Consider the following 26139-nt stretch of genomic DNA (forward strand, 5'->3'; position numbering starts at 1 on the left):
GATATTTTCGACATAATTTTCGCGGATGGAAGCCAAAACCCGCTTCCATCCGCGATTTTTTCAAGCCTATGCCTCTGGCTCGCCGTCGTTGGGCATTTCTGCCTCTTCATCCTCGCCATCCACCGATGACATCGATAAGATAGAGTTCGGCGACACTTCAAAATAGGCTTTGACCTTTTCACTGACCTCTTTAAGCAGTTCCGGATGCTCTTTCAAATAGTCCTTGGAGTTCTCCCGTCCCTGTCCTAAGCGGGTCTCGCCGTAAGAGAACCAAGCGCCGGCCTTTTTAATAATATTTACTTCCGATGCCAAGTCCAGAATGTCACCCTCGGTTGAAATCCCCTTGCCGAACATAATGTCAAACTCTGCCTGCTTAAACGGCGGCGCAATCTTATTTTTCACGACCTTGACCCGAACCCGGTTGCCGACAAAGTCATTGCTTTGTTTAAGCGACTCAACCCGGCGCACGTCCAATCGAACCGAGGAGTAAAACTTAAGGGCCCGCCCACCGGGAGTCGTTTCCGGGCTGCCGTAGGAAACGCCGACTTTTTCTCTTAACTGATTGATAAAAATAACCGTACACTGTGACCGGTTGACAATCGCCGTCAGCTTGCGCAGCGCCTGACTCATCAGCCGTGCCTGCAGGCCGACATGTGAATCGCCCATCTCGCCCTCAATCTCGGCTTTGGGTACCAATGCCGCTACCGAGTCGACCACCACGATATTGACCGCGCCGGAACGCACCATTGTTTCGGTGATTTCCAGGGCCTGCTCGCCGTTATCCGGCTGCGAAATATATAAATTATCAATATCTACACCGATGGCCTTGGCATACTTAGGGTCTAAGGCATGCTCCGCATCAATAAAGCCGGCAATCCCGCCCAGTTTTTGGACTTCCGCCACCATGTGCAGAGCAACGGTCGTTTTACCGGATGACTCCGGCCCGTAAATCTCAATAATCCGGCCAACCGGAATTCCACCCGCTCCCAGAGCAATATCCAGGCTCAAAGAGCCGGTCGGGATGGTCTTGACATTGCGCTTGGTGGCTTCCTCACCCAAACGCATGATTGCCCCCTTGCCGAAGTTTTTTTCAATTTGCGCTATTGCCGCTTCCAGTGCCTTTTCCCGCTCATCGCCAACCTTTTGTTCCACTTTGGGAATATTTTTTTTCTTTTCCGCCATGCTATATCCTTTCCGCTTTCGCTTGTCCTATCTTCTTTTCTCTCCGCCACTACATCTCAATAACTCTTTTGCAGTATTCCTCATTGGTTCTGGTAGTAGCAAAGGTACGCAGCATTCCCTCGATCACGTCCTCGGAACGCATATTATTTGTCATGCGGCGCAGCTTGGCAGCCGCCTCTGCTTCTGTCGCCGAATACAGCAGATCATCCCGTCTGGTGCCGGACTTGGTAATATCAATCGCCGGAAAAATATTTTTCTCCTGCAGTTTTCTGTCCAAAACCAGCTCCATATTACCGGTACCTTTAAATTCCTCGAAAATCACATCATCCATCTTGGAACCGGTATCGACCAGCGCCGTTGCTAAAATCGTCAGACTCCCGCCTTCCTCGATATTTCTGGCCGCACCGAAAAACTTTTTCGGCATATACAGCGCCGCCGGATCAAGACCACCCGATAAGGTTCGGCCGCTGGACGGAATAATCAAATTATAGGCTCTGGCCAGTCTCGTAATGCTGTCTAACAAAATAACGACATCCTCTTTCTGCTCCACCATTCTCTGTGCCCTGGCCAGCACCATTTCCGCCACCCGTTTATGATGCTCCGGCAGTTCGTCAAAGGTCGAATGAATCACTTCCACCTTGTCACCGTGAATCGAACGCTTGATATCCGTGACCTCTTCCGGCCGTTCATCAATCAAAAGGACAATTAAATTAATCTCCGGGTGATTTTGGGTAATGGCATTGGCCACTTTTTTGAGCAAGGTCGTTTTTCCGGCTTTCGGCGGCGAAACAATCATCCCTCTTTGCCCTTTGCCGATTGGTGCAATAAAGTCCATCAAACGCAGCGAGTAATTATTATATTCGGTCGCCAGGGAAATCCTTTCATCAGGAAAAATCGGCGTCAAATCCTCAAACCTCGGCCGGCCGATGACCGCGCTGGCCGGCTGACCGTTAACGGTATTGACATACAAAAGTGCCTGAAACTTTTCTTTTTCCTTGCTTTTGCGAATACTGCCGCTGATAATATCGCCGGTTTGCAGCTGAAAACGGCGAATCTGCGACGGGGCAACATAAACGTCATTTTCGCCCGGCATATAATTATCACTGCGAATAAAGCCAAAGCCATCCGGCAAAACCTCCAGCAACCCGTAAGCAACATTGCCGCTGTCCAGCTTCATCATTTCCTCCGGCATGGAGCTTTCTTCCGCTTCCTCCCGGTATTCCCGACTGTTTCTTTCTGCGGTTTTTTCTGTTTTTTCATTTTTTTCCGGCTTTATCCCTCTTTGGTCGGCAGCCGGTGCTGTCTTTTCTTTGTCCGCCGCATGTGCTTTTCTCGGCGCTGCCGCCGTTTTTTTGCTGTCGGCTTCTGCTTTTTTTTCCTCATTTTGGGTCAACAAATCTACCAATTCGCTTTTTAAAAAGCCCTTGGCATCCTGAATCCCCAACTCTGTCTGAGCCAAACGCCGCAATTCGCTGACTTTAAATTTGGAATAATTAATACTAATACTCATATTACCTCCTCGGTTATTTATTTCAATAAAGGGGAATAAAGAAAAAGAATAGAAAATAGATAGAATCAGACTTTATTACATTATACCAGTTGATGCTAAAAATGTAAACCTAAAAATAAATCAGAACAACCATCCAATCCGCCCGAGTTACCGTTCAGGGCATTAAACAAATAGCCGTTTATGCTTGTTATGCCCACAGCAAACAAGCCCTCCCCGGGCATAACAAACATAAACAACCGCCTGTTTAAACAACAAGCAAATAAATAGTTATATTTAATACTTTCCGGACGTATCAAACCCAACTATCTGCCTGCCTGAACCGTAAAAGCCTTACTGATTTTTCTTTGCTTTGGCTTTGCTTAAAGCACTGCCGATTTTCCAGCCCAAAACGGCCAATACGCCGCTGGCTACCAGCATGGAAATGTTATAAAGTACATATTTGCTCAACATAATTCCCTCCTGTCTATCAAGCCCTATTACCCGGCGCAATCCATACGCCAGGGATTTCTTCACTCAACTTAAAATCCGGCAGCTTTTCAGCCGCACTGCATTCGTTCATCCCGCCTTTACCAAATAAGCTCCGGCCGGGTTTTGTCGATAAAACTGTCAATTTCTTCCAAAGTAAAAAACTTCCAAGCATTTTGCGGTTGATACTTCAATGTCAAACCGTCCAAGTTCAGCCTTTCCTGACTCATGCCCTTGCCGGCGTAAAAAGTGGTCATATGCTTACCAACCGGACAAAAAATCGGATAGCCCGCTTCTTCCGTCAAATATTTAAAGCGCGGATCATCTCCCTTTAAATGCATACCGAAAGGAGAAATAAAAATCTTTATTTCGCCGATATAGGGAATAATTTTGCGGTTAAACTCATTAACCTCATACTTTAGCTGATCGAGCGTGATTGTCCCCTTACGGAAATACTGGCCATGGGTAAAGCTGTGGCTGGCCAGTTCCCAGCCGTTGGCCCTAAGACCCTCTGCAACCCGCCTTGCCCCGGCTTCAATCGCCGCTTCTTCCTCCGGCGTATGCACCGGGAGATTAGCGTCAGCCGCCGTCCGAAACTTTTGCAGTTCGTTCAGGCGATAGCCGAACGCCCCTTCATAGCCGGTCATGGCCACAATTCCCTTTGCTCCCCGCCAGGAAAACTCCGGATGCTCCTTGACAAACTGCTCAACAATCGGAAAAACATCGCCGTCATAGGTCTGAACCTCGGTTCCGTCCGCCTGCCGCACCAGAGTTACGACTTCATTTTGATCATTGATTTCCAGGCGTACCGGAAAACACTTATCCCGCTGCATATATTCATAATAATTAACGTCGTCAACTGACAGAATCAGCGGTTTTTTCCCCGCCGGCAAATAAATATCCTTGGCCTTGGCATTGCCGGCTTCATCATAATCAAGCATCTCTTCCAGCCGGTAAATGACAAAGCCCTTTTCCAGCAGAATCGGCAGCATACCCTTAAATTCACCGACCGTCGTCATCCAAAAATTATAACCGTTAGAGGTCGGCGAAGCAAACGCCGCCGCCGGATCAATAATCAGACTGTGAAAGAAAATATGATAGGTATCGCCCTCGTATTTAACCAAAGCGTCTTTTAAGCCCTGAATTTCGGCAATCTTGGCCTGCACCTCCGGCCGGCCGGCTGCTTCCGAATTACTCAGTTCGGCAATCGCCTCATCATAATAATAGCCTCTGGCTGCATAATCCGCTTTTTCAATCTGCTGCGCCGCCAATTCCGCCAGCCGTGCTTCTTCCGCCGCTTTCTTAGCTTCTTCGGCTTTTTTCGCCTCTGCTTCTGCCTGCTGCTTGGCCGCTTCCTGCTCGGCCGTTTGTTTTTCCTGTTTTTCGGCCGTTTCTTTTCCCGGCGCAGGAGTCTGACCGGTCTTGCCGCTTTCCCCACAGGCACTCAAAATAATTATCGTCATCATCAGGCAAAATATCGACAACATTTTCTTAAGTTTAATTTTTAACATTTTCCTCTCCCTTTTCTTTCGTCTTTGATTCCCTTTTATCCTACATTTTTTGCTGCCGATTTTAAATAAACTGGCGACAAGATTAGTTTTTACCAAAATCACAATGTTTAACGAAGCCGCAATTCACACTGATTTTTTCTGAACACACCCGCCTGCCGCAAACAGAAACTTTAGCTCTCACTCCTCGTACAAAACCGGAAAGCCGCAGCGCTTATTACAGTTCCAGCAAGCAGATAATGTTTGATATGCAACAGACAGCTTGCTCGCCGGAAACATATCAAGTATAATATTTACTCAACGCCTAAGCCGCAACGTTTATTTTCTCTCCTGCAGATATTGGTTCAGTGCTTCCAGATAGTGGACAAAATAGCCCTGTTTCACCTCGGCGGCAAAGCCGTTTTGCCGAATCTCCGCCAGCGGAATGCTTTTCCGGCCGCCGGTCTTGCTCCGCTCGGCAAAATCAGCCACAAACCGATACGGCAGCAAATAAACCGCTTCTTCGGCTTCAAACCGAATCAGAAAAAAACTAATCCCTTCCTGCTTTTCAAAATCAGCCATAAATTCCAGCTGATGTTCATGAATATTAGCAAGCGGCAGAACTTCCCGCTGAATGTTTTTGGCATCAAAGCAAATCGGAATCCCCTGCACCACGCCGATATAATCAACCGTTGAGCGCTTTTCAAAATAAGCCTTTTTAATATTGCCCCGCTGCCGGTCAAGCTCAACCGGCTTAATCGGGGTCGGTATCTTCTGCACCAGCGCCAAACCGGCCGTCCGATACCTCTCATTTGCCAAATTAATCAATTCCTCAAAGGCATCGCCGCGCAGCCCTCTGGTCGCCCAATAACCCATACTTCATCCTTTTAAAATAAATCTTGTTTAATCCGGGCAAACAGTGCCGGATAAGGCGCCGTCACCCGATGCTGCTCCCAAATCACCTCATAACAGTGCAGCAACTGACCGTCTAAGCCATACTGCCGGCGAAACCGTTCATTGTACTCCCGCTGTCCGTACTTAAAATCGCCCAGCACCGGCCGGCCGATGCTGGCCAAATGCGCCCGGATTTGATGGGGCTTGCCGTGTCTGATTTCAGCCTGAATTAAAGTAAAATCCCCTTTTTGCTCCAGCGGACTTACCTTAGTCACAATCTCTTTGCCGCCCGTATCTGTATCTGCCCCAGAGGAGTACACCCGCACCCGGTTATTTTTTTCCTCCTTTTGCAGATAATCGCGCAGCAACATTTCCTGTTCTAATCTGCCGCATACGATCGCATGGTATTTTTTTTGAATCGAAATTTGATTTAAGTGCTGTAAACTCTTAATATTCTTACCGACCAGCACCGCACCGGTGGTATTGCGGTCTAACCGGGTGACGACACCAAACCGCTCATCCGATAAATATCCGGCCAATTCGGCAATCAAATCTGCGTCCCTGCCATTCGGCTGCGACAGCAGACCGGCCGGTTTATTGACCGCCAACACATCTTCATCTTCATATAAAACCGCAAAAGTTCTGGCCGCCGTCTTGCGGCCGCTGCCCTGAAACTCCGCTATCGTTTCCTCGGAAAAATACACCTGAATCCGATCCGCCGCCGCCAAAATCTCATTGCCTGCAGCTTTCCGTTCATTTAAACAGATATTTTTCTTGCGCAGCATCTTATACAGAAAACTTTTGCTCATTTGCGGAAAATAGCGGAGCAAATACTTGTCCAGCCGTTGCCCGCTATTTTTATCTTCAATCGCAATCTCCCGCACGGCTTTCTCCTATTTGCCGGTATGCCCGAAGCCGCCTTCGCCCCGCTCGGTTTGATTAAGTTCCTCTACTTCGCAAAAAACAGCCTGCACAATCGGATTCACCACCAGCTGGGCAATCCGGTCGCCCCGCCGGATAACAAAGGCTTCTTTCCCGTGATTAATTAAAATCACACCGATTTCGCCCCGGTAATCAGCATCAATCGTACCAACGCAGTTGACCATCGAAATGCCCTGTTTTAGGGCTAAACCGCTGCGCGGCCGAACCTGCGCCTCATAGCCGTCCGGCACGGCCAGCTTAATCCCGGTCGGAATCAGCCGAATTTCGCCCGGCAAAAGAGAAACCTCCTCTGCTACTGCCGCCATCAGGTCTACTCCGGCTGAAAGTTCCGTTTGATACGCCGGCAAAGGTAAATCCTTTGCCAAGCGAATCAGTTCTATTTGAATCTTTTGCATTTTTCTTTCCTCGATTACAGCAAAGCCTTACGAGATAAGTTAACCCGGCCCTGATCATCAATTTCCACTACCTTAACCCGAACAATATCGCCGATTTGAACCACATCTTCAACCTTGGCCACCCGGGTTTTATCCAGCTTGGAAATATGAACCAGTCCTTCCTGGCCCGGTACCAGTTCCACAAATGCACCGAAGTTCATGATGCGCATAACCTTGCCCTCAAAAACATCACCAACCTGCACGCCTTTATCAATGGTTTCAATAATCCGGCGGGCTTTGTTCGCCATTTCCTGATCAGCCGAAATGATAAATACCCGGCCGTCATCCTCAATATCAATCTGAACACCGGTTTCTTCAATAATCCGGTTAATCGTCTTGCCTCTGGCACCAACCACTTCACCAATCTTATCGACGCTGATGGTCAGCTGCATAATCTTAGGCGCATACGGCGAAAGTTCTGCTCTCGGCTCGGCAATAGCCTTATTCATGATTTCATTTAAAATATAGAGTCTGGATTTTCTGGTATTGGCAATCGCCCCGCGAATCATTTCGTTGGTAATGCCAGCCACCTTCATATCCAGCTGAATGGCAGTGATACCGTCCGTTGTGCCGGCCACCTTAAAGTCCATATCGCCGAAAAAGTCCTCTAAGCCCTGAATATCAGTCAGCAGAATATAATCATCATCGGTTTCACCGGTTACCAAACCGCAGGTAATGCCGGCTACTGCTTTTTTAATCGGCACACCGGCTGCCATCAGCGATAAGGAGCTGGCACAGATACTGGCCTGCGAGGTTGAGCCGTTGGAGCTTAAAACCTCGGATACCGTTCGAATCGCATAGGGGAATTCTTCTTCACTGGGCAGCACCGGAATCAGTGCTTTCTGTGCCAAAGCGCCGTGCCCGATTTCCCGCCGTCCCGGTCCGCGCGAAGTTTTGGCCTCGCCAACCGAATATCCGGGGAAATTATAATGATGCATATAGCGCTTACTGGTTTCCAGTTCATCAATCCCGTCCAAACGCTGCATTTCCGCCAACGCACCCAAGGTGGTAATATTCAGCACCTGAGTTTCACCGCGGGTAAACAGCGCCGAGCCATGTGTCCGGGGCAGCAAATCAACTTCTGCCGCCAAGTGCCGGATTTCCTCAATCGCCCGGCCGTCCGGTCTTTTCTTTTCTTTTAAGATCATGCGGCGCACTGTTTTCTTTTGGTACTGATAAAGTGCTTCGTCAATCAGCTCCAGCCAGTCCTCATGACCTTCACTAAAAGCAGCGGTTAAATCTTCCTTGATTTTCTGCATCTTTTCCTTACGGTCATTTTTGGATTCGGTATAAACCGCATCTTCCATTCTGTCCTTATCCACGATTTGGTACATTGCTTCGTTCATTTCCGCAGGAATACCAACCTCAATATAGGCCGCTTTCGGCTTACCCTCAACTGCCTGAATTTCTTTAATGAAGGCAATGATTTCCTTATTGACTTCATGTGCGGCAAAAATTGCCTGCAATACATCTTCTTCCGGAATTTCCTTGCCGTCCATATCAATCATAATCACTTTTTCTGCAGTTGAAGATACGACCAAAGTCATTTCGGTAACTTCTCTTTGTGCGGCGGTCGGGTTGTAAACCAACTCGCCGTTCACCCGGCCAACGATGATAGAAGAAATCGGCCCCAAAAACGGTACTTCCGAGATGGAAAGCGCAATCGAACTGCCCAGCATCGCCGCAAACTCGGGCGGGCAATCCTGGTCAACGGACAAAACCGTATTTACAACAGTACAGTCATTGCGGTAATCCTTGGGGAACAGAGGCCGGATCGGCCGGTCAATTAAACGAGAGGTGAGAATCGCATTTTCAGACGGGCGACCTTCTCTTTTAATAAAGCCCCCCGGAATCTTGCCGACAGAATACAGTTTTTCTTCATAATCAACGCTCAGCGGAAAAAAATCAATTCCCGGTCTGGGTTCTTCTGATGCCGTTACCACTGATAATACTACGGTATCACCGTATCTGGCAATTACTGCCGCACTGGCCTGTTCAGCCACTTTACCGGTTTCTACGCTGAACACCCGGCCGGCAATTTCTTTTGAATAAATCATAGTTCTTTCCTTTCTTAAAAACACACGGAAAGCATTAGTCCTTAGGTTTCATGGTTTAATCCGCAGCCGCCGCGCCGGCTAACTAAACCGCAAAACCTAATGACCAATGCGCTTTCCTTAGGTTACACCCGACTTTCCATAAATCAGGCACTCAACTTTCCCATGTTCGTCAGAACAGTCTTTTTTAGGCTCGTTGCTTCCAGAAAGGCTACGCCTTTCGGCGGCGGGCGGGAACGATAGGCAAATTGCGGAGCAAATTGCCGAAAGCGGAGTCCATGCACCCGCTCTCTGAGCGGGATAGAGCCCAAAAAGACTATGAGAAAGTTGAGTCAGGCATTTTACATTTGAATTGATACAAGTGTCAACAGCATGAACAAACAGCCTACGAGCAAATTGCAAATAATTTTGCCGCAACTTGCTGAGGCATTCATCGGAGCAATCCCGCATCACGGGTGGCAAATACTTTTATGAACAAACTCCGCTTGGATTTTCATCCTTTCGACACTCTTATTATTATACCATCAATCCTGTATTTAGACAATGTATTTTCCGGAAAAATGATAAAAAGCTCCCTGCCCTTTTTCACGGACAGAAAGCTTTTCTTTTCTTATTTTCTTAAATCTAAACGAACCAGCAGATTACGATATGCTTCGATATCTTTTGACGCTAAATATTTCAAAAGACCACGACGTTGACCGACCATTTTCAGCAAACCGCGCCGGGAATGGTGATCCTTCTTGTGTTCCTTCAAATGCTCGTTCAAATGATTGATCCGATGCGTCAACAGCGCAATCTGAACTTCCGGTGAACCGGTGTCTGCTTCGTTGCGTCCAAAATCAGCAATAATTGCCTTTTTTTGTTCTGGTGTCATAATTTTCCTCCTAAAATAAAATGATATTCTCCCTGCGAAAGCGCAGCAGCTCCTGCTGTTGGCTAAGAATGGGCCGGAGCGCCCGGCTCTGAGCCAAGGAAGTTATTTACAACAGGCATTATAGCATAACTGCCGGCGCTTGTCTATGATTTTATGGAAAATCGGTGAAAAACTGCAAAAGCGAACTGCAAAAACAAGCGGAAAAAGCAGCTTACCCGAACGACAATGTCCTGTCAAAACCGCCGCGCCAAAGCGCAAAATCGGGTAAAAGGCGCTTGACAAGCGGAGCTGAATTGATTATACTAACTTCATTCTATATATTCAACTTTCCCATGTCCTGCAAAACCAAAACAGTCTTTTTCAGGCAGATTGCCCGCCCGGGCAGAAGTGCGAAGCACTTCGAGCAGGGGAAAGCTGAGTATATATTTTCCGGCTGAACATCATTTTTTGTGATCATTCGGGAAAATAACGACATATAATAACGGACAGTAAATATCGCTGCACTTCAGGCAAGCTTCACTGAAATGAATTTCGATAAATACAGGCACTGACTGTCCGCCGGAACGAGAGGAAAGGAAAATACAATGAAAACAGCACTGGACATTTTAAAAGAACGTGGCTTTATTGAGCAAATGACCCACGAAGAAGAAATTACCAAGCTTTTTGCCGAGGATAAGCCAATCAGCTTTTACATTGGTTTTGACGCGACTGCTGACAGCTTGACCGCCGGGCACTTTATGACAATCATGGGTATGGCTCATTTGCAGCGGGCAGGACACCGGCCGATTGCTTTAGTCGGCGGCGGCACCACCAAAGTCGGCGACCCGTCAGGCCGGACCGATATGCGCAAAATGCTGACTGATGAACAAATCGCTCATAATTCCGATGTTTTTAAACAGCAGCTGAGTAAGTTCCTTGACTTTTCCGAGGGCAAGGCACTGATGGTCAATAATGACGACTGGCTGTCAAAGCTGAATTATATTGATCTTTTGCGCGAAGTCGGAAGTTGCTTTTCCGTCAACCGAATGTTGTCGGCTGAATGCTACAAAAGCCGGATGGAAGTCGGTTTGACCTTCCTGGAGTTTAACTATATGATTATGCAATCCTATGACTTTTTGGAATTGAACCGCCGCTACGGCTGCATCATGCAGATGGGCGGCAATGACCAGTGGTCAAATATTTTGGGCGGAGTTGAGCTGATTCGGCGTTTGGAAAACAAACCGGCTTTCGGCCTGACCTTTAAGCTGCTGACTACCAGCGAAGGCATTAAAATGGGCAAAACCGCCAAAGGCGCTGTTTGGCTTGACCCCAATAAAACTTCGCCGTATGACTTTTTCCAATACTGGCGTAATATTGAAGATGTTAAGGTTGAAGAATGTCTGTCGCTGCTGACTTTCCTGCCAATGGAAGAAGTCCGGCGCCTGGGCGCTCTGGAAGGCTCCAAAATCAACGAAGCCAAAGAAGTTCTGGCCTACGAAGTCACTAAGACCGTCCACGGCGAGGAAGAAGCGAAAAAGGCCAAAGAAGCCGCCCGTTCTCTTTTTGGCGGCGCAGCGGATTCCGCTAATATTCCGGCGCTGGAAAAGACAGCAGCCGAGTTTACCGATGGTTTTGAGTTATTGCAGCTGATGGTAGAAAGCGGCTTGGCACCGACTAAAAGCGAAGCCCGCCGCAATATTGAGCAGGGCGGTGTTAAACTGGGCGAAGAGAAAGTCGAGGATGTCAAGCGTTTGGTTACTTTGGCTGATTTTACCGACAACAAACTTTTGCTGCAAAAAGGTAAAAAGAAGTTCTGTCAGGTTGTGTTAAAGGACTAAAAGCATACAAACCACATTTGGATAAGAGCTTAAACAGGCAATGAATGCAAAAGGGCCGCTGCAAAATGCAGCAACCCTTTTTTTAGTTCTATTACCTATTCGGCAAAGCGTGTGAAACGCCCTGTCCAAATCTATAAATCTCATTAAATTCCGTTATTCTCCTGGCGAATCAGCGAATCGCCGCAATCAGCGCTTTGACGGCTGCTTCAATCCTCTGCTCATCCTCCGATTTCGGCGCGCCGTTAAATTCACAGGCATCGACTACTTCCCAGTCCAGTTTGGCTGCCGCCAAAATCTCATCCATTTCTTTTTTGGCACCGCCTGACCAGCCGTAAGAGCCCATATAAGCCACCTTCTTCGGGCTGATTTTCTTGCGGCCCATTTCATCCAAAGCTGCCGCCATTGCCGGGAACATCTTATTTTCATAAGTCGGTGCGGCAATCAAAAGTCCGGCGGAGCGAATGCTCTTGGACAAAATCTCGCCGATAGCCGCATACGGCACACGCAGAATATGATACGGCATCTTTTCCTGCTGCAAAATCTGCTCGGCATATTTAACCGCTTTTTCCGTCATGCCATACATCGACGCCCATAAAATGGTAATTTCCGGCAGGGGCTTGCCCTCTCTGAAATTAACGATATCTTCGTATCTTTGAATAATGGCCGCCGGATTCTGCCGGTAAATCGGGCCGTGTCCGGAAGCAATCACCGCCGGAGCAAACTCTTTAGCAACGGCAATCGCCTTTTGAACCGGTTTTTGGAAGGTAGCCAGCACATTGGAAAAATACCGAATTTCCTCTTCATAAAAATATGCCTGTTCTTCCGCCGTCATGTCCTCATCAAAGGGACAGTGTTTGGTCTGGCCAAAGCTGCCGAACATATCACAGGGAAATAAGGTTTTAGTTGAAAGCTCCATAGTCATCATCGTATCCGGCCAGTGTACACCCGGCACCGCAGCAAACTTCAGCTTTTTGCCGCCGCCCAAATCCAGCTCGTCACCGTTTTTAACGATATGCACATTTTCTGTTTGGCCGTAAAAGGCTTTCAGCAAATCAGCCGCTTTGGCGGTGCAATACACTTCAAACTGATCCGTAATCTTTTTAAATGACTCAATCCAGCCGGAATGGTCCGGTTCCATATGATTGATAATCAGATAATCAATGTCCTCCGGTTTGATTTGCAGTTCGTCCAAAAGCCGAAACAATGTTTCCGGCACCCCATCCCAACCGCAAACGCCGTCAATAATCGCCGTTTTTTCGCCCTTGACAATAAAGGAATTAACCGTTACGCCTTGGGGGATCTCCCACATCTCCTCAAATAAGAGTGCCGAATCTTCCAAATTGACCGACAGCATATAAATATCATCCGTTACTTTAACTGGTTTCATTTTAACCTCCTAACCTATCCTCGTTTATCCGTTGCTTTTTTCTAGCCTTTATCTTTCAAATAACCAATTCCACTAAACTACCCTATAAAGTTCAGGGGAGCACTGATAATTCGCTTTCTGCGAATTATCAGTGTCGGCGTCCACGCCAATAGCTATTTAAGTATGATATGCCTCCCGAGAGCAAGCTCTCTCGGCATATCATGCTTAACCTGCGCTTCCTCCTCTATTTTCCTATAAAGTTCAGGGGAGCACTGATAATTCGCTTTCTGCGAATTATCAGTGTCGCCGTCCACGCCAATAGCTATTTAAGAACGATATACCTCTCGAGAGCAAGCTCTCTCGGCATATCATTCTTAAATAGCTGCTCCCCTGAACTTTATGTCAAATTTCTCATCCATTTCTTGCTGAATGTCCGCCACAGAGTCAGCGTCACTTTGACGACTTCTTCCATGCTGATCGCAGCCACTACAAACCAAATATCCCACTTAAAATACAGCCCGGTTATAAATGCCAGCGGCACGGCTACCACCCAAACACCCAGCCCGTCAATCAGGGCGGTAAAAAAGGTATCGCCGCCGCTCCGTAAAATACCGACCACTGTAATCGTGTTTAAGGTTCGGGGCAAAAGCGCCGCCGCCATCACATATAAGGAGCGGACAACATATAAATGTACCGTCGGCGTCAGCGGGAAAAGCCCGACTGTCACCTCCGCCAGAAGTACGACCAGTACCGCTAAAAATAAAGCAATCGCCACTCCCAGTTTAATAAACTCAATCGCCTCTTGATAGGCCTTCGTCAAATCCCCTTTGCCCAAAGTATTGCCCAAAATAATAGCTGCCGAATTGGACAAACCGATAATCAGGACAAAAGCCATCTGCTCTATGGTTTGATAAATCGTCATGGCCGACATCACCTCAGTGCCCATTTTCCCGAACACAACCGCATACATGGTGACACCGCTTGACCAGACAACTTCATTGACCACCGCCGGCCCGGCAATGACAATATACTTTTTAACCAGCTCCAGGGGATAAGAAAAAATCTCCGACAAACGACCGGACGGTGCTAATTTCCGCCGATTGCACATAATCAGCAAAATCAACATCTCCAGAACCCGGGACAGAAGCGTAGCAATTGCCGCTCCGACTACTCCCAGCGCCGGCAGGCCAAAATGGCCAAAAATCAAAACCCAGTTTAAAATCGTATTTAAACCAATCGCCACAATCGAAACCAGCAGCGGCAGCTTAACCTCCTTGGTCGAGCGCAAAGTAAAGACCGTAGCAAAACTAATCGCATTAAAGAAATAACTAAAACCAACCCAGCGCAAGTAAGCCGCGCCTTCCCTGATAACACCGGCATCGCCGGAAAAGAAGTGCATGACCCATTCCGGCACCAGAAGCGCCAGCACCCCAAAAATCAGGGAAATCACCATGCCAAAGGTCAAAGTGATGCCATATACCTGCTTAATGCTTTTGTAATCCTTCGCCCCCCAGTACTGCGCCGTCAAAATCGCCGAACCGCTGCTCATTCCAAATAAAAATAAATTAAACATGAAATACAGCTTGTTCGCGCCGCCGACACCGGCAATTGATTCATTGCTGAGCGAGCTGATCATAAATACATCAACCATGTTCAAACTGGAGATAACCAGCTGCTGCAATGCAATCGGCGCGGCAATGACCGCCACCTTTTTATAAAAACTCTTTTGCATTTTCCGCTCCCGTTAAACCGGCTGTGAATCCGAAGTTTCTTTGGAATACCGGTCAATTTCCCGATCTTCGATGTGAAGACCCTCCTCTAAAATATCAAAATAATCAATCTCAAACTGATATTTCCCATTTCGGTAGTACTCTCTCGGTACCCGCTTGCCGATCAGACACATGATTTCATAGTTAATGGTTTGGCAAAGTTCAGCCGCTTCCTCAATCGAAATCCTCTGCCCGCCTTGCTGACCAAGTAAAACCACCTCGTCACCGGCCACCGCTTCCGGAATGGCGCTGAGGTCAACCATCATCTGATCCATACACACCCGGCCAATCACCGGGGCGTACCGACCGCGAATCAAAACCCGACCGCGGTTTGACAAAATCCGCTGATAGCCATCGGCATAGCCAATCGAAACCGTGCCGATTCTGGTTGGCTTATCCGTTTGATAAATCCCGCCGTAGCTGATTGACCGCCCGGCCGGAACTTCCTTAACAAAAATCAGACGTGAACAAATGGACAGGGCCGGTTTTAATGTAATTTGGTCTTTGCCCGTAAACTCCGACGGATAAGAGCCGTATAAGATGATGCCGGCTCGTACCATCGTAAAATAAGATTCGGCATAATTCAAAATCCCGGCACTGTTGGCGGCATGAATCTCCTCGGGGCAAACTCCCGCTGCTTTCAGCTGTTCGATAAAAAAAGCAAACTCCCGAAGCTGCTCCCTAGTATAAGTTTCATCTTCCTCATCGGCCTTCGCGAAATGGGTAAATAAGCCTTCCGTTTCAAGAAACGGCAGTGCCGCAATCCGTTTAATTTCCTCGACGGAAGCCTGACTGACGGCAAAGCCCAGCCGCCCCATCCCGGTATCGACCTTGATGTGAACTTTGACCTTATGCCCGGATTTGGCCGCCGCTTCGTTAATCTCAGCCGCCATGACCGGTTCATACACCGTCTGCGCCAAGTCAAAAGCAGCCAGATCCGGATAATCCTCCGGGCCAGTAAAGCCCAAAATCAAAATCGGCGTTTGAATGCCGTTTTTGCGCAGCGAAATCCCTTCCTGAATCGTAGCCACGCCGAACATATCAATTCCCAGTTCCACCAGCTCCCGTGCCACCGGCAAAGCGCCGTGTCCGTATGCGTCGGCTTTGATAATTCCCATGATTTTAACCTTTTCCGGCAATGTCTGCCGGATAGCGCCGTAATTGTGGCGAATGGCGTCCAAATCCACCTTCGCCGTTACTCTCTTAAAAGCCATCATTTCCTCACAAATTATGTTACAGTTCAGGTATCTTAGGTTTGATATTTCCCATGTAAGCAGGCTTTCCGGTCGTATCGACCATAAAGCTGCCGTTGCCTATCCTTCCCTATCGTTCCGGCAAGCACTCGTAATTCGCTTCGCAAAGTACGAGTGTGGCGCCCACGCAAATGGATAGTTGTACTTGCCTAAACCGTACCCAGATTTCCGATAATATCACTGGCCAGCATAGCAGCCGGCCCTTTTTGCCGGCAGGCCAGATCACCCGCTAAACTGTGCCGGTAAACGCCGTAAAGGATGGCTTTCACCTGATCCCTGCCGGCTGCTCCCGCCAAAAGGCCCGCTAAACAGCCGGACAGCACATCACCGCTGCCGCCGGTAGCCATACCTTCGTTTCCTAAAGGATTAATATAACATTTTCCGTCCGGAAATGCAATCACTGTTCGGTAATTTTTCAGAACGATGACCGCATTCCAGCTTTTGGCAAAGCGTCCGGCCAGATCCAAACTGTTTTCTTCTATTTGCTCTACGGATAGGCCGGTTAATCTTTCCATTTCTTTTAAATGCGGCGTCAATACCTTTAATTCCGTTCTTTGACTGCACAAATGCAGGAGCTTGGGATGCTCGGCCAAAAGCGTCAATGCATCCGCATCAATTACCAGCGGCAGTTTCGATGCCAGCGTCATCCGCAGCAGCTCATACGCCTTCGGACCGGTTGACAAGCCCGGGCCGATCAAAATGGCATCCTTGCCTTCAATTTCCCGGCTGAACTCATACTTATCCGTCTCCTCCGGCGTTTCTTCATAAACATCGACAATTACTTCCGGCAGTCTGGTCAGCAGGGGAATGCGATTATTTTCCGCGGTATAGGCATAAACCAGACCCGCTCCGCTGCGATAAGCTGCCTCAGCCGTCAGCAGAAGCGCGCCGCCCATTTGGCCGCTGCCGGCAATCACCAGTGCCCGGCCCATCGTCCCCTTATGAGCAAAGGGACGTTTCGGCGGAAAATCCGGCCACAGCGCCGGATTAAGGACAAAAGTCTGCGGCCGAACCGAATCATATGCCGCCGGCGGCAGCTCAATATCGGCCAAAACCATTTCGCCGCAGTATTCTTTGGCTCTGCCTAAAAGATTTCCCCGTTTATAGGCGGCCAGCACGATGGTTTTATCGGCCCTGACCGCCGTACCCATCACCGTTCCCCGTTCTCCGTTTAAACCGCTGGGAATATCAATCGAGTACTTCGGCGCCGGCGATTGGTTGATCGTTTCCACCGCCTGATAATACAAATCACCCAGCCGCCGGTTGCATCCCGTTCCCAAAAGGGCATCCACCAGCAGCGCCGCCGTCTGCCATTCCCGGCGAAGCGTTTCCGTTATCCTGCTGACGGCTTCACATTCAATCCCCAAAGCCGCCGCCGCGTAATAATTGACCGTCGCATCCGGTGTCAAATCATCGCTCTCAGCCAGCAGATATATCTTGACCGAATAGTTATGCAGAAACAGCTGGCGCGCGAGAGCCAAGCCGTCGCCGCCGTTATTGCCCCGGCCGGCAATAACCGCTATCCGGCTGTCCGGTGGAAAGTCCTGCCGGATTTCCTGTAAGACGGCATGAGCCGCGTTTTCCATTAAAACAATACCGGGAATATGCAAATCATAAGACGCACTTTTATCAGCTGCTGCCATTTGCTCCGGAGTTAAAACATAATTCATTTCCGTCTCCCCTCTAAGCATTTTATTCTCAATGCAAGAAAGGATATACCTAATGTATATCCCTTATCGTTCCATTACCGCTGCCGCCATAATATGCCGTTCGGTGTCGGACAAACTGACATGAACTTTTTTAATGCGTAGACGCAGCGCCATCTTTCCAGCCCGGCCATGCAGCCGGACATAGGGCTTGCCCGCGGCATCCCGCAAAACCTCAATCTCAACCGGCCCAAAATAACGGAAACCAAAACCAAACGCTTTTGCCACCGCTTCCTTGACTGCAAAATTATTGGCCAGCTGCCGCGGACTTAACGCCAACTCAGCCGCCGTATAATATTTTTCCCGAAAACCGGGACGCTCCAGCGCCGCCCGAATCCGCTCTGTTTCCAGCAAATCAATGCCGATGCCCCGGATCATGGCTTAACGCCTCCTGCCCCTTCAGCCAAAAAAGCCGAATCCTCGGCATCCTGTTCCTGCCCCTTTAAATCATATATTTTCCGGTTCATTTGCCGACCGATGAAAAACTCATCCAATTCATCTAACAGCTCCGCTCCCAGAATCTGATGCAGCCTTTGATAAATCGCGTCGTTTCGCTCTTCAATTTCCACCCGACGCTCCAATTTGGCGCGCAGCCGCCTTCTCAAATCATTGATTTCTTCCGCCAAAAGCTGATATTCTTTGGTATTTTCAATCAGCTTGGGATAAAAAAACTCAGCCGTTTGAAAAATCAATTCCTTATTACATTCGTCAATCTGATGCGGCAAATCCAGCAGCAAATCTCCGCCTTCATCCATCCGCGCATTTAAGTCCTGAATCAGACTGGTATTGGTTTCCATTTTTTTCTCCAGCTGATCTGTACTTTCCTCGGAAATGCTGTTCATGTCGGCCAAGATGCCTTCCAAAAGCTGTTTTTTTAAGCCTTCGTATTCCTTCAGTTCCTGCTTAACCTGGCTGTATTTCTTGACCAGCACCTCCAGCCGCTTTTCCGCCGCCTGAATCTTAGCCGGTTTTTTTCCCATAAACAAATCATGCCAGTCCTTATTGACAATCAGTACCGGAATAGATTTTCGCAGCGCCGGCTTCCTTTTCGGTTCCTTTTTTTTTGCAATCGAAAACATGGTTTTCTCCTTTATCAAACCTAAGTCAACTTCTTTTGCTTTTCCTGCGCTGTCTTTTGATTATAGTTTAGGCAAGCCGATATTTATGCCTGATATGCCGGAGAGAGCTTCTTTTCCAAAGGCATACCAAGTATCAATACCTATTTGCCTAACATTCACATTCACATTCATATTTCACTTTTCGCAAATTCTGAATGACTTGTCTGAAGTGAGCAATAGCGTCAATGTTTTTCGTTTTTAGCAGTCAGTTTTTCATTAATCGCATAGGACAGTGTCATCAGGCTTTCCGACAAGTGCACATTTTCAATGCAAACCTTGCCGCTGGAGGAATGAAGATCAATCGGCGCAAAGTTCCAAATCCCCTTAACACCCCATTTTCCCAGATTCATCGCCATTTCCGGCGCTTTCTGCTTGGGCAGCGTCAGCACAGCGATATCCACATCATTTTCCTGCATAAAGCCTTCAATTTCCGCCACATCTCTAATTTCAATATCCCGGACAATCATGCCGATCAGGCGGGGATTGACATCAAATAAGCCCTTCACTTTAAAGCCCTTGCGCTCAAACTCGATATAATTGGCCAGCGCCTGTCCCAAATTGCCGACCCCGATAATAATGATATTATACTCCTTTTCCAGGCCCAAGATTTTGCCAATGGAAGTATACAGATATTCGACATTGTAGCCGTAGCCCTGTTGGCCGAACTCGCCGAAGTTATTTAAATCCTGCCGGATCTGCGAGGCCGTCACCCCCATCCGCTCGCTTAATTCCTTGGAAGAAGTCCGAATCACATCGTTTTCCAATAAATCTCCCAAATACCGATAATACCGCGGCAATCTTTTGATGACCGCCTGTGAAATTTTTTTCATCTGCCTGCTCCTTTTTACATGATAAAATCTTCAGCCGACTTTCCTTTCTCCGTCATGGCTGACTGCCATAAAATTAATTCTATTATATAGATATGTGAAAAGCTTGTCAACCGAACTAACTTTATTTTTAGCGAATTTCTTTGATTTTGGCAAACAGCTCCCGGTTTTCTTCAATCTTCTTTTTGCTGCCGACCGTACAAATATAATCGGTCGTCAAAACCTGCTCATAAAACTTGCTCATATTTTTCAGCTCATCTAAGCTCGTATCTAAAATTTCCCGCCGGGTCTGACTTTCTTCTTCCGGGCTCAGTTCGCTGAAATGCATGGCCATAATTTTGGCATTTTCCATCGATGGTGTCAGCGGCGTATCAATTCCGGCAATTGTTCCGATAATTGTATTCTTGATTTCTTCCTCGGTAATATTCAGATTTTCAAAATAAGAAACAATCCCTTCATACGCCCGGTAGGTTTCGGCAATATTCGGATCGCGGTAAGAAATCAGCATCATATCGCCGGAACGACGGATTGCCGACATGCCGCCGTAAGCGCCGCCTTCGACCCGAACTTTGTTCCACAAATAATCGGTATTGAGCAAATGATTCGCCACCTGAAACATCCCGGAATAAGTATAGCCGAAGCGCTTATAATTCATAACTTTAGCCGCATAGTTAACATTGCCGGACGTAATAAAGGCTTCTTTTCGATTGCCAAATACGCTGCGCTCCGCCTCCGGCCGGTAATCGGCATCGACCTGATGCCGGCTGATATAATCAGCCAACCTCCGGCGCACCTCGGCCTCATCGGCCTCGGCATAAGTCACAGCCAGTGTCAGTTTGGACTGGCTGACAATTTCCGCCAATATTTTTTTCATCAGGCCGCCCAACTCCCGCAAATCCTTTTCGGATGCTTGTTTCCACTGCTGAATAAAATCATAGAAGGAAACACCGCTGCTCAGTTCATCAAAGTAGGCACTCTTGGAATAGTAGCTGAGTGCTCTGGTCGCCGCTGTGATATGGCCGCCGCTGACCAGCGTCATTTGCATCTGTGAGGCCGTTTCCTTAATCAAATCACCGAGCCGCTTAGCATCATCAAACTTGGGATCCGCCAGCAGTTCATCAAACAATTCCAGCATTTTGCCTAGGGATGCCGCAAAGGACTTGCCTTTCAGCTCCATACCGATGCGGAACCGGTCGGTATTGTTCTTATAGCCGTAAAGCAGGAGCTTGGATGTAATCCCGCCGGTATGCTCATTGATCTCATCGACCAACTGGCTGTAATGATAATTTTTTGAACTTACCGAAGTCAAATAAGAGGTCAGCAGGCTAACCACCGGCACTTGCTCCTCCGGCAGCCAATTGATTTCAAAAAAAGCTTTCAGATATACGATGCCCGATGTATTGGCCGGATGATACAGCACATGAACTCCGTCCTGATATTCGGTTTGGTATTTGAGAGCGGCTTTTTCCCTTTGGATATCGGATAGCTCCAGGGTCGGAATCAACGCCAAATCCTCTTTCCGGTCCGGCTCGGCCTGATAGGCCAACAGTTCCTGATTCTTTTGAATCAATGCCGTCCGTTCCTCAGCTGATAAGCTTTCTTTATAGGCAGCCAAATGCCGCGCCAGCTCGGCTTCTCTCTCCGCCGCCATAGTCAGAGAAGGACTCATGATAATAAAACAGCAATGATTGTTTTGCAGCAAATATTTTTGAATATAGCGCTCAAACTCTCCGCCGGCCGCCGCCCGCCGCAGTTCCGCCAGCAGTCCGTCATAATCAAAAAAGGCAAACGGCGGCTGATCATAAAGCCAGCTTTCCAAAACCTGAAAATTAAAAATAATCCCCTTGGGCATACTGCCAAAGTCGGCTTCCCGCAGCCGGAACTCAAAAACATTAATCGCTGCCTGCAATTTTTTCGGGTCAAGCCCCGTTTCCGCAATTTGGCGCAAAGTATCCTGTACGCAGTCCAAAAACTCCTGCCGGCGCTGCGGGGAAACATTTTTGACAGTCACAGCAAAAGTGTTTTCCCGAATATCACTGTCAAAAAAACCGTAAACCTCCTCGCCCATGTTTCTCTCCGCCAGCTTTTCTTTGAGCAGCGCGCCGGGCGCATCCAATAAAATATATTCCAAAATCGACATCGCCAGCTTTTCCCCTACCGGCAATTCTCCCAGACAATAATTCAGGCTGAAAAAGGCTTTTTCTTCCGGTTCTTCATCCTCCGGCAGCGGATACTGCAAATGATACTCCACAGGCTCCTCCCAGGGCGCAACCGGCGGCAGCGCAGACTCCGGCTGACGATAATCAAAGCCTGCCAAATAAGTATTCAGCCGCTCCAATTCGGCGGCAATGTCAATATCACCATAATAAAAAATATAGCTGTTGGACGGATGATAATGGCGACGATGAAAGTCCAGAAATTCCTCATAACTAAGGCTTGGGATTTCCTCCGGAATCCCGCCGGAATCATAGCCGTAGGGATGTCCCGGAAAAAGCGCGGTTTGAATATTGCGGTCCAGGAGCTGCTCCGGCGTGGAAAACGCCCCCTGCATTTCATTATAAACCACACCCTTAATCGTAACCGGATCTTCTTCCTTCAGCAGCTCGTAATGCCAGCCCTCCTGCGCAAAAATTTTGGAATTGGTATAAATATTGGGATGAAAAACGGCGTCCATATAGACGTCCATCAGATTATGCAGATCTTTTAAATTGCAGCTGGCAACCGGATATATGGTTTTATCCGGCGAAGTCATGGCATTTAAAAAGGTATTGAGCGAAGTTTTTCCCAGTTGAATAAAGGGATCTTTAATCGGAAACTTTTCCGAACCATTTAAGACCGAATGCTCTAAAATATGAGCCACACCGTTGCTTTTTTCCGGCGGCGTCCGAAAGCAAATGGAAAACACCCGGTTTTCGTCATTGTTTTTTAAAATACAGACTCTGGCTTTCGTCCGCTTATGCTGATATAAGTATCCCCTGCTCTCAATATCAGACAAATCCGCTTCCTGCACCAATTCAAAATATTCCATCTCGACTCCTCACTCTATTAATGTAAAAAATCATATTTTCTATCCAGTCCGACCGTGCTTTCAATCAGGCACGACCCCAGACAAACTTCCTGCCGGTACAATGCCGCTGCCTGCCCCGGCGTGACACCCTTCATCGGCGTGGCGGCATAATCAATATGCATCTTGCCGGCCTGCCTGGTCACTACCACCGGCACATCCGGCTGCCGGTAGCGGAACTTCGCCGTGCAGTGCAGCGGAAATTCCGGTTCCTCCTCCAGCGTCCAGGCCATATCCGTTCCGGTCAGCGCCGTGCTGTACAGCGCCGGGTGATCTTCGCCTTGAGCCACATATAAAATATTATGAGCCAAATCCTTACCAGCCACAAACCACGGCCGACCATCGCCGACACCGCCCAGACCAATTCCCTTTCTTTGCCCCAGAGTATAATGAATCAGACCGGTATGCGTACCGACTGTCCGCCCGTCCACATCCTTCATTTCACCGGGATCGGCCTTTAGAAACTGATCTAAAAAACGGTTAAAATTGCGTTCGCCGATAAAGCAAACCCCGGTTGAATCTTTTTTTCCGGCGGTAGCCAAATCATATCGGCGGGCAATTTCCCGCACCTCGCGCTTGTGCAGGTGACCGATCGGAAACAGGCTTTTCGCCAGTGCTTTCTGTCCAATCCGTGATAAAAAATAGCTTTGATCTTTGCCCTCATCAGCCCCGCGCAACAGGCAGTATTTGCCGCCCCTTTCCTCGACCTGCGCATAGTGCCCCATGGCAATATAGTCGCAGTCCAGCCGAAGTGCATAGTCTAAAAAAGCGTTAAACTTAATCTCCTGATTGCACATCACGTCCGGGTTTGGGGTACGGCCGCTCCGGTATTCCCGCAAAAAATACTGAAACACCCTGTCCCAGTATTCCTTTTCAAAGTTGACCGTATAAAAAGGAATCTGCAGCCGGCCGGCTACCTGCCCGGCATCTCTGGCATCCTCCTCGGCAGTACAAACTCCGCTGTCATCGGTTTCGTCCCAATTTTTCATAAACAGGCCGATCACATCATAGCCCTGCTCTTTTAATAAAACGGCCGCCACGGAGGAGTCTACTCCTCCGCTTAAGCCCAGAATTACTCTTTTCGGCATCTTATTCCGCCGCTTCCAAAGCAATTTTCATCATATTTTGAAAAGCAGTCTGCCTTTCTTCACTGGTGGTAATTTGATCCTTCACCAGTGAATCGGAAATCGTCACCAGACAGGCGGCGTGCTTGCCCAGCACTTTGGCGTTGGAAAAGAGGGCAAAGGATTCCATCTCCACCGCTACGCAGCCCTGCTGATCTCTGATTTCTTTAAAGCTTTGGGCATTGTCCGTCCGGTAAAATACATCCGAAGAATGCAGCCGGCCGGTATGCAGCGGAATTCCCAGTCCTTCCGCCGCCTTGGTCAATTTCTGATTCAAAATCGGCGAAGCTGCCAGCACATGCTGATCATAGCCGTCCTGGCATAAAGCATAGGTGGATTCCGACCAGGCGTCCGATGCCAGCAGCACATCATAAACATTTAAATCTTCGACATAAGCGCCGGCCGAACCAATCCGGATAATATTTTCCACACCATAAAAAGCAAATAATTCATACGAATAAATACCAATACTAGGCATGCCCATGCCCGAACCCATGACTGTCACTTTTTTGCCCAGATACTCTCCGGTAAAGCCCAGCATATTCCGGACGGAATTGATTTGTCTGACATTTTTTAAAAAGGTATCGGCAATAAACTTGGCCCGCAGCGGGTCCCCCGGCATCAGTACGGTCTTAGTCAGTAAACCGGGATCGGTAATTTCAATATGAGGAGTTGGAATCATCATAATTTTCTGAAATGCTGTCTGCATTTCTCTCCTTTCCGTTTTTATTATGCCCGAACCGAATAATTCGGCGCTTCCTTAGTGATCTGAATGTCATGCGGATGACTTTCCTGCAAAGATGCTGCCGTAATCTTAATCAGTCTGGCCTTGGTCCTGAGTTCTTCAATCGTGGCGCAGCCGGCATAGCCCATGCCCGCTCTTAAACCGCCGATCATCTGATAAACTGTATCCTGGAGCTTACCCTTATAGGCCACCCGGCCTTCCACGCCCTCCGGCACGAGCTTGGATACGTCATTTTCACCGGCCTGGAAATAGCGGTCTTTGCTGCCCTTTTCCATGGCGCCCAACGAGCCCATCCCGCGGTAAACCTTGTACTTGCGGCCTTGGTACAGCTCGGTTTGGCCCGGACTTTCTTCCGTTCCGGCAAACAGCCCGCCAATCATGCAGACATAACCGCCGGCAATAATTGCCTTGACGATATCTCCGGAATATTTAATCCCGCCATCGGCGATAATCGGAATACCGTAGGGCTTCGCCGCCTCGGCGCAGTCGCAAATCGCCGTAACCTGCGGAATACCGACTCCTGCCACGACTCTGGTCGTGCAAATCGAACCCGGCCCAATCCCGACTTTGACCGCGTCGGTGCCGGCTTCAATCAGCGCCACCGTGGCTTCCGCCGTGGCCACATTACCGGCAATCAGCTGTACCTCGGGATAAGCCGCTTTCAGCTTTTTAACCGCTTCCAGCACTCCCTTGGAATGACCATGCGCCGTATCAATCACCAGCACATCTGCACCAACTTTTATCAGTTCCTCTGCCCGCTCCAGCATATCAGCCGTGATTCCCAGTGCTGCACCGACCAGGAGCCGGCCATGCTCGTCCTTGGCGGCATTGGGATATAAAATCATTTTTTCAATGTCTTTAATCGTAATAAGTCCTGCCAGATTGTTGTCCTCATCCACTAAGGGCAGTTTTTCAATCCGGTATTTAGCCATAATCCCCTTGGCCTGCTCCAGCGTTGTCCCCACCGGACCGGTAATCAGCTTTTCACTGGTCATGACTTCGGCAATCTTGCGGTTAAAATCGGTTTCAAAGCGCAAATCCCGATTGGTTAAAATTCCGACTAATTTTTTGCTGCCGGCTTTGACAATCGGCACCCCGGAAATCCGGTATTTGGCCATTAAGTCATTGGCTTCATAAACATAATGCTCCGGAGTTAAATAAAAAGGATCGATAATTACACCGTTTTCCGAACGTTTGGCCTTATCCACTTCCTCAACCTGCTGCTGAATACTCATATTCTTATGGATAATGCCGATGCCGCCCTGTCTGGCCATGGCAATCGCCATCCGGGCTTCGGTCACGGTATCCATTCCGGCGCTCATCAGCGGAATATTCAGTTTAATCTTTTTGGTCAACTGGGTCGATACGTCAACCTGATACGGTAAAACCTCGGAGTAAGCCGGTACCAGCAACACGTCATCAAAGGTAACGCCTTCTTTAATTATTTTTTCCATTTTTCCTCCTTTTTCTATATTATTCTTATTGTTTCATCTTAGTTCAACTATCAA

21 protein-coding genes are annotated in these 26139 nt (G+C 48.3%); 2 read left to right on the forward strand and 19 right to left on the reverse strand.

The window, feature by feature from the left end:
- Positions 1–66 precede the first annotated feature (66 nt).
- The 8 genes from recA to C3V36_12175 all read right to left on the reverse strand — a co-directional run bounded on the left by recA (position 67) and on the right by C3V36_12175 (position 9842).
- Positions 67–1152 (reverse strand): recombinase RecA, encoded by a 1086-nt coding sequence (recA, locus tag C3V36_12140; protein AVM70545.1) that lies wholly within the window; start codon positions 1150–1152, stop codon positions 67–69.
- 79 nt (positions 1153–1231) lie between these two features.
- Entirely contained in the window at positions 1232–2692 is a 1461-nt protein-coding gene (locus C3V36_12145; protein ID AVM69926.1) for a transcription termination factor Rho, read from the reverse strand.
- 566 nt (positions 2693–3258) lie between these two features.
- Positions 3259–4668: a hypothetical protein gene (locus C3V36_12150; protein ID AVM69927.1), complete on the reverse strand. Its 1410-nt coding sequence runs from the start codon at positions 4666–4668 to the stop codon at positions 3259–3261.
- A gap of 315 nt (positions 4669–4983) precedes the next feature.
- The gene (locus C3V36_12155; GenBank protein ID AVM69928.1) at positions 4984–5520 is read right to left on the reverse strand and encodes a Holliday junction resolvase RecU; all 537 of its coding nucleotides are present in this window, start codon (positions 5518–5520) and stop codon (positions 4984–4986) included.
- A gap of 11 nt (positions 5521–5531) precedes the next feature.
- Positions 5532–6422, reverse strand: coding sequence for an RluA family pseudouridine synthase (locus C3V36_12160; protein AVM69929.1), 891 nt, complete (start codon positions 6420–6422; stop codon positions 5532–5534).
- A gap of 9 nt (positions 6423–6431) precedes the next feature.
- Positions 6432–6875 carry a dUTP diphosphatase gene (locus C3V36_12165; GenBank protein ID AVM69930.1) on the reverse strand — a complete coding sequence of 148 codons (444 nt, stop codon included), beginning with the start codon at positions 6873–6875 and terminating at the stop codon, positions 6432–6434.
- 14 nt (positions 6876–6889) lie between these two features.
- On the reverse strand, positions 6890–8971 hold the full coding sequence (locus C3V36_12170) for a polyribonucleotide nucleotidyltransferase (protein ID AVM69931.1): 2082 nt from the start codon (positions 8969–8971) through the stop codon (positions 6890–6892).
- Positions 8972–9578: 607 nt separating this feature from the next.
- Positions 9579–9842, reverse strand: coding sequence for a 30S ribosomal protein S15 (locus C3V36_12175; protein ID AVM69932.1), 264 nt, complete (start codon positions 9840–9842; stop codon positions 9579–9581).
- A 164-nt stretch (positions 9843–10006) separates the two neighbouring features.
- On the opposite strand from C3V36_12175, the gene C3V36_12180 reads away from it, so the two are divergent.
- Together C3V36_12180 and C3V36_12185 are read left to right on the forward strand one after the other, a co-directional pair.
- Complete coding sequence (locus C3V36_12180; protein ID AVM69933.1) at positions 10007–10279, forward strand: hypothetical protein; 273 nt, start codon at positions 10007–10009, stop codon at positions 10277–10279.
- Between the two features lie 147 nt (positions 10280–10426).
- Positions 10427–11659, forward strand: coding sequence for a tyrosine--tRNA ligase (locus C3V36_12185; protein ID AVM69934.1), 1233 nt, complete (start codon positions 10427–10429; stop codon positions 11657–11659).
- A 169-nt stretch (positions 11660–11828) separates the two neighbouring features.
- Here the strand turns inward: C3V36_12185 and C3V36_12190 are convergent, their stop codons facing one another.
- From C3V36_12190 to C3V36_12240, 11 genes are all read right to left on the reverse strand, one after another.
- A complete protein-coding gene (locus C3V36_12190) occupies positions 11829–13046 on the reverse strand; it encodes an MBL fold metallo-hydrolase (protein AVM69935.1) in 1218 nt (405 codons plus the stop codon).
- Between the two features lie 376 nt (positions 13047–13422).
- Positions 13423–14757, reverse strand: coding sequence for an MATE family efflux transporter (locus tag C3V36_12195; protein ID AVM69936.1), 1335 nt, complete (start codon positions 14755–14757; stop codon positions 13423–13425).
- A gap of 12 nt (positions 14758–14769) precedes the next feature.
- A complete protein-coding gene (gene alr / locus C3V36_12200) occupies positions 14770–16008 on the reverse strand; it encodes an alanine racemase (protein AVM69937.1) in 1239 nt (412 codons plus the stop codon).
- Between the two features lie 188 nt (positions 16009–16196).
- Positions 16197–17738 (reverse strand): hypothetical protein, encoded by a 1542-nt coding sequence (locus tag C3V36_12205; GenBank protein AVM69938.1) that lies wholly within the window; start codon positions 17736–17738, stop codon positions 16197–16199.
- A 42-nt stretch (positions 17739–17780) separates the two neighbouring features.
- On the reverse strand, positions 17781–18131 hold the full coding sequence (gene acpS / locus C3V36_12210; GenBank protein AVM69939.1) for a holo-[acyl-carrier-protein] synthase: 351 nt from the start codon (positions 18129–18131) through the stop codon (positions 17781–17783).
- Positions 18128–18832 carry a hypothetical protein gene (locus tag C3V36_12215; GenBank protein AVM69940.1) on the reverse strand — a complete coding sequence of 235 codons (705 nt, stop codon included), beginning with the start codon at positions 18830–18832 and terminating at the stop codon, positions 18128–18130. The genes acpS and C3V36_12215 overlap by 4 nt, the downstream gene beginning before the upstream one ends.
- Positions 18833–19053: 221 nt before the next feature.
- Entirely contained in the window at positions 19054–19701 is a 648-nt protein-coding gene (locus C3V36_12220) for a redox-sensing transcriptional repressor Rex (protein ID AVM69941.1), read from the reverse strand.
- 127 nt (positions 19702–19828) lie between these two features.
- Complete coding sequence (locus C3V36_12225; GenBank protein AVM69942.1) at positions 19829–22726, reverse strand: peptidase M16; 2898 nt, start codon at positions 22724–22726, stop codon at positions 19829–19831.
- 17 nt (positions 22727–22743) lie between these two features.
- Positions 22744–23850 (reverse strand): tRNA 2-thiouridine(34) synthase MnmA, encoded by a 1107-nt coding sequence (locus tag C3V36_12230; GenBank protein AVM69943.1) that lies wholly within the window; start codon positions 23848–23850, stop codon positions 22744–22746.
- Position 23851: 1 nt separating this feature from the next.
- Positions 23852–24565, reverse strand: a complete 714-nt coding sequence (gene deoD, locus C3V36_12235; protein ID AVM70546.1) for a purine-nucleoside phosphorylase — start codon at positions 24563–24565, stop codon at positions 23852–23854.
- 50 nt (positions 24566–24615) lie between these two features.
- Positions 24616–26085, reverse strand: coding sequence for an IMP dehydrogenase (locus C3V36_12240; GenBank protein ID AVM69944.1), 1470 nt, complete (start codon positions 26083–26085; stop codon positions 24616–24618).
- Positions 26086–26139: the final 54 nt, after the last annotated feature.

It is taken from the genome of Lachnospiraceae bacterium oral taxon 500 (assembly GCA_002999035.1).
In the GTDB taxonomy this organism is placed as follows: Bacteria; Bacillota; Clostridia; order Lachnospirales; family Vallitaleaceae; genus W11650.

What these genes read in the sequence shown, in the direction of transcription:
- C3V36_12145 (AVM69926.1), bottom strand. Translation starts at nt 2,692, where the DNA reads ATGAGTATTAGTATTAATTATTCCAAATTTAAAGTCAGCGAATTGCGG.
- C3V36_12150 (AVM69927.1), bottom strand. Translation starts at nt 4,668, where the DNA reads ATGTTAAAAATTAAACTTAAGAAAATGTTGTCGATATTTTGCCTGATG.
- C3V36_12155 (AVM69928.1), bottom strand. Translation starts at nt 5,520, where the DNA reads ATGGGTTATTGGGCGACCAGAGGGCTGCGCGGCGATGCCTTTGAGGAA.
- C3V36_12165 (AVM69930.1), bottom strand. Translation starts at nt 6,875, where the DNA reads ATGCAAAAGATTCAAATAGAACTGATTCGCTTGGCAAAGGATTTACCT.
- C3V36_12170 (AVM69931.1), bottom strand. Translation starts at nt 8,971, where the DNA reads ATGATTTATTCAAAAGAAATTGCCGGCCGGGTGTTCAGCGTAGAAACC.
- C3V36_12175 (AVM69932.1), bottom strand. Translation starts at nt 9,842, where the DNA reads ATGACACCAGAACAAAAAAAGGCAATTATTGCTGATTTTGGACGCAAC.
- C3V36_12185 (AVM69934.1), top strand. Translation starts at nt 10,427, where the DNA reads ATGAAAACAGCACTGGACATTTTAAAAGAACGTGGCTTTATTGAGCAA.
- C3V36_12190 (AVM69935.1), bottom strand. Translation starts at nt 13,046, where the DNA reads ATGAAACCAGTTAAAGTAACGGATGATATTTATATGCTGTCGGTCAAT.
- C3V36_12195 (AVM69936.1), bottom strand. Translation starts at nt 14,757, where the DNA reads ATGCAAAAGAGTTTTTATAAAAAGGTGGCGGTCATTGCCGCGCCGATT.
- alr (AVM69937.1), bottom strand. Translation starts at nt 16,008, where the DNA reads ATGGCTTTTAAGAGAGTAACGGCGAAGGTGGATTTGGACGCCATTCGC.
- C3V36_12205 (AVM69938.1), bottom strand. Translation starts at nt 17,738, where the DNA reads ATGCTTAGAGGGGAGACGGAAATGAATTATGTTTTAACTCCGGAGCAA.
- acpS (AVM69939.1), bottom strand. Translation starts at nt 18,131, where the DNA reads ATGATCCGGGGCATCGGCATTGATTTGCTGGAAACAGAGCGGATTCGG.
- C3V36_12215 (AVM69940.1), bottom strand. Translation starts at nt 18,832, where the DNA reads ATGTTTTCGATTGCAAAAAAAAAGGAACCGAAAAGGAAGCCGGCGCTG.
- C3V36_12220 (AVM69941.1), bottom strand. Translation starts at nt 19,701, where the DNA reads ATGAAAAAAATTTCACAGGCGGTCATCAAAAGATTGCCGCGGTATTAT.
- C3V36_12225 (AVM69942.1), bottom strand. Translation starts at nt 22,726, where the DNA reads ATGGAATATTTTGAATTGGTGCAGGAAGCGGATTTGTCTGATATTGAG.
- C3V36_12230 (AVM69943.1), bottom strand. Translation starts at nt 23,850, where the DNA reads ATGCCGAAAAGAGTAATTCTGGGCTTAAGCGGAGGAGTAGACTCCTCC.
- C3V36_12240 (AVM69944.1), bottom strand. Translation starts at nt 26,085, where the DNA reads ATGGAAAAAATAATTAAAGAAGGCGTTACCTTTGATGACGTGTTGCTG.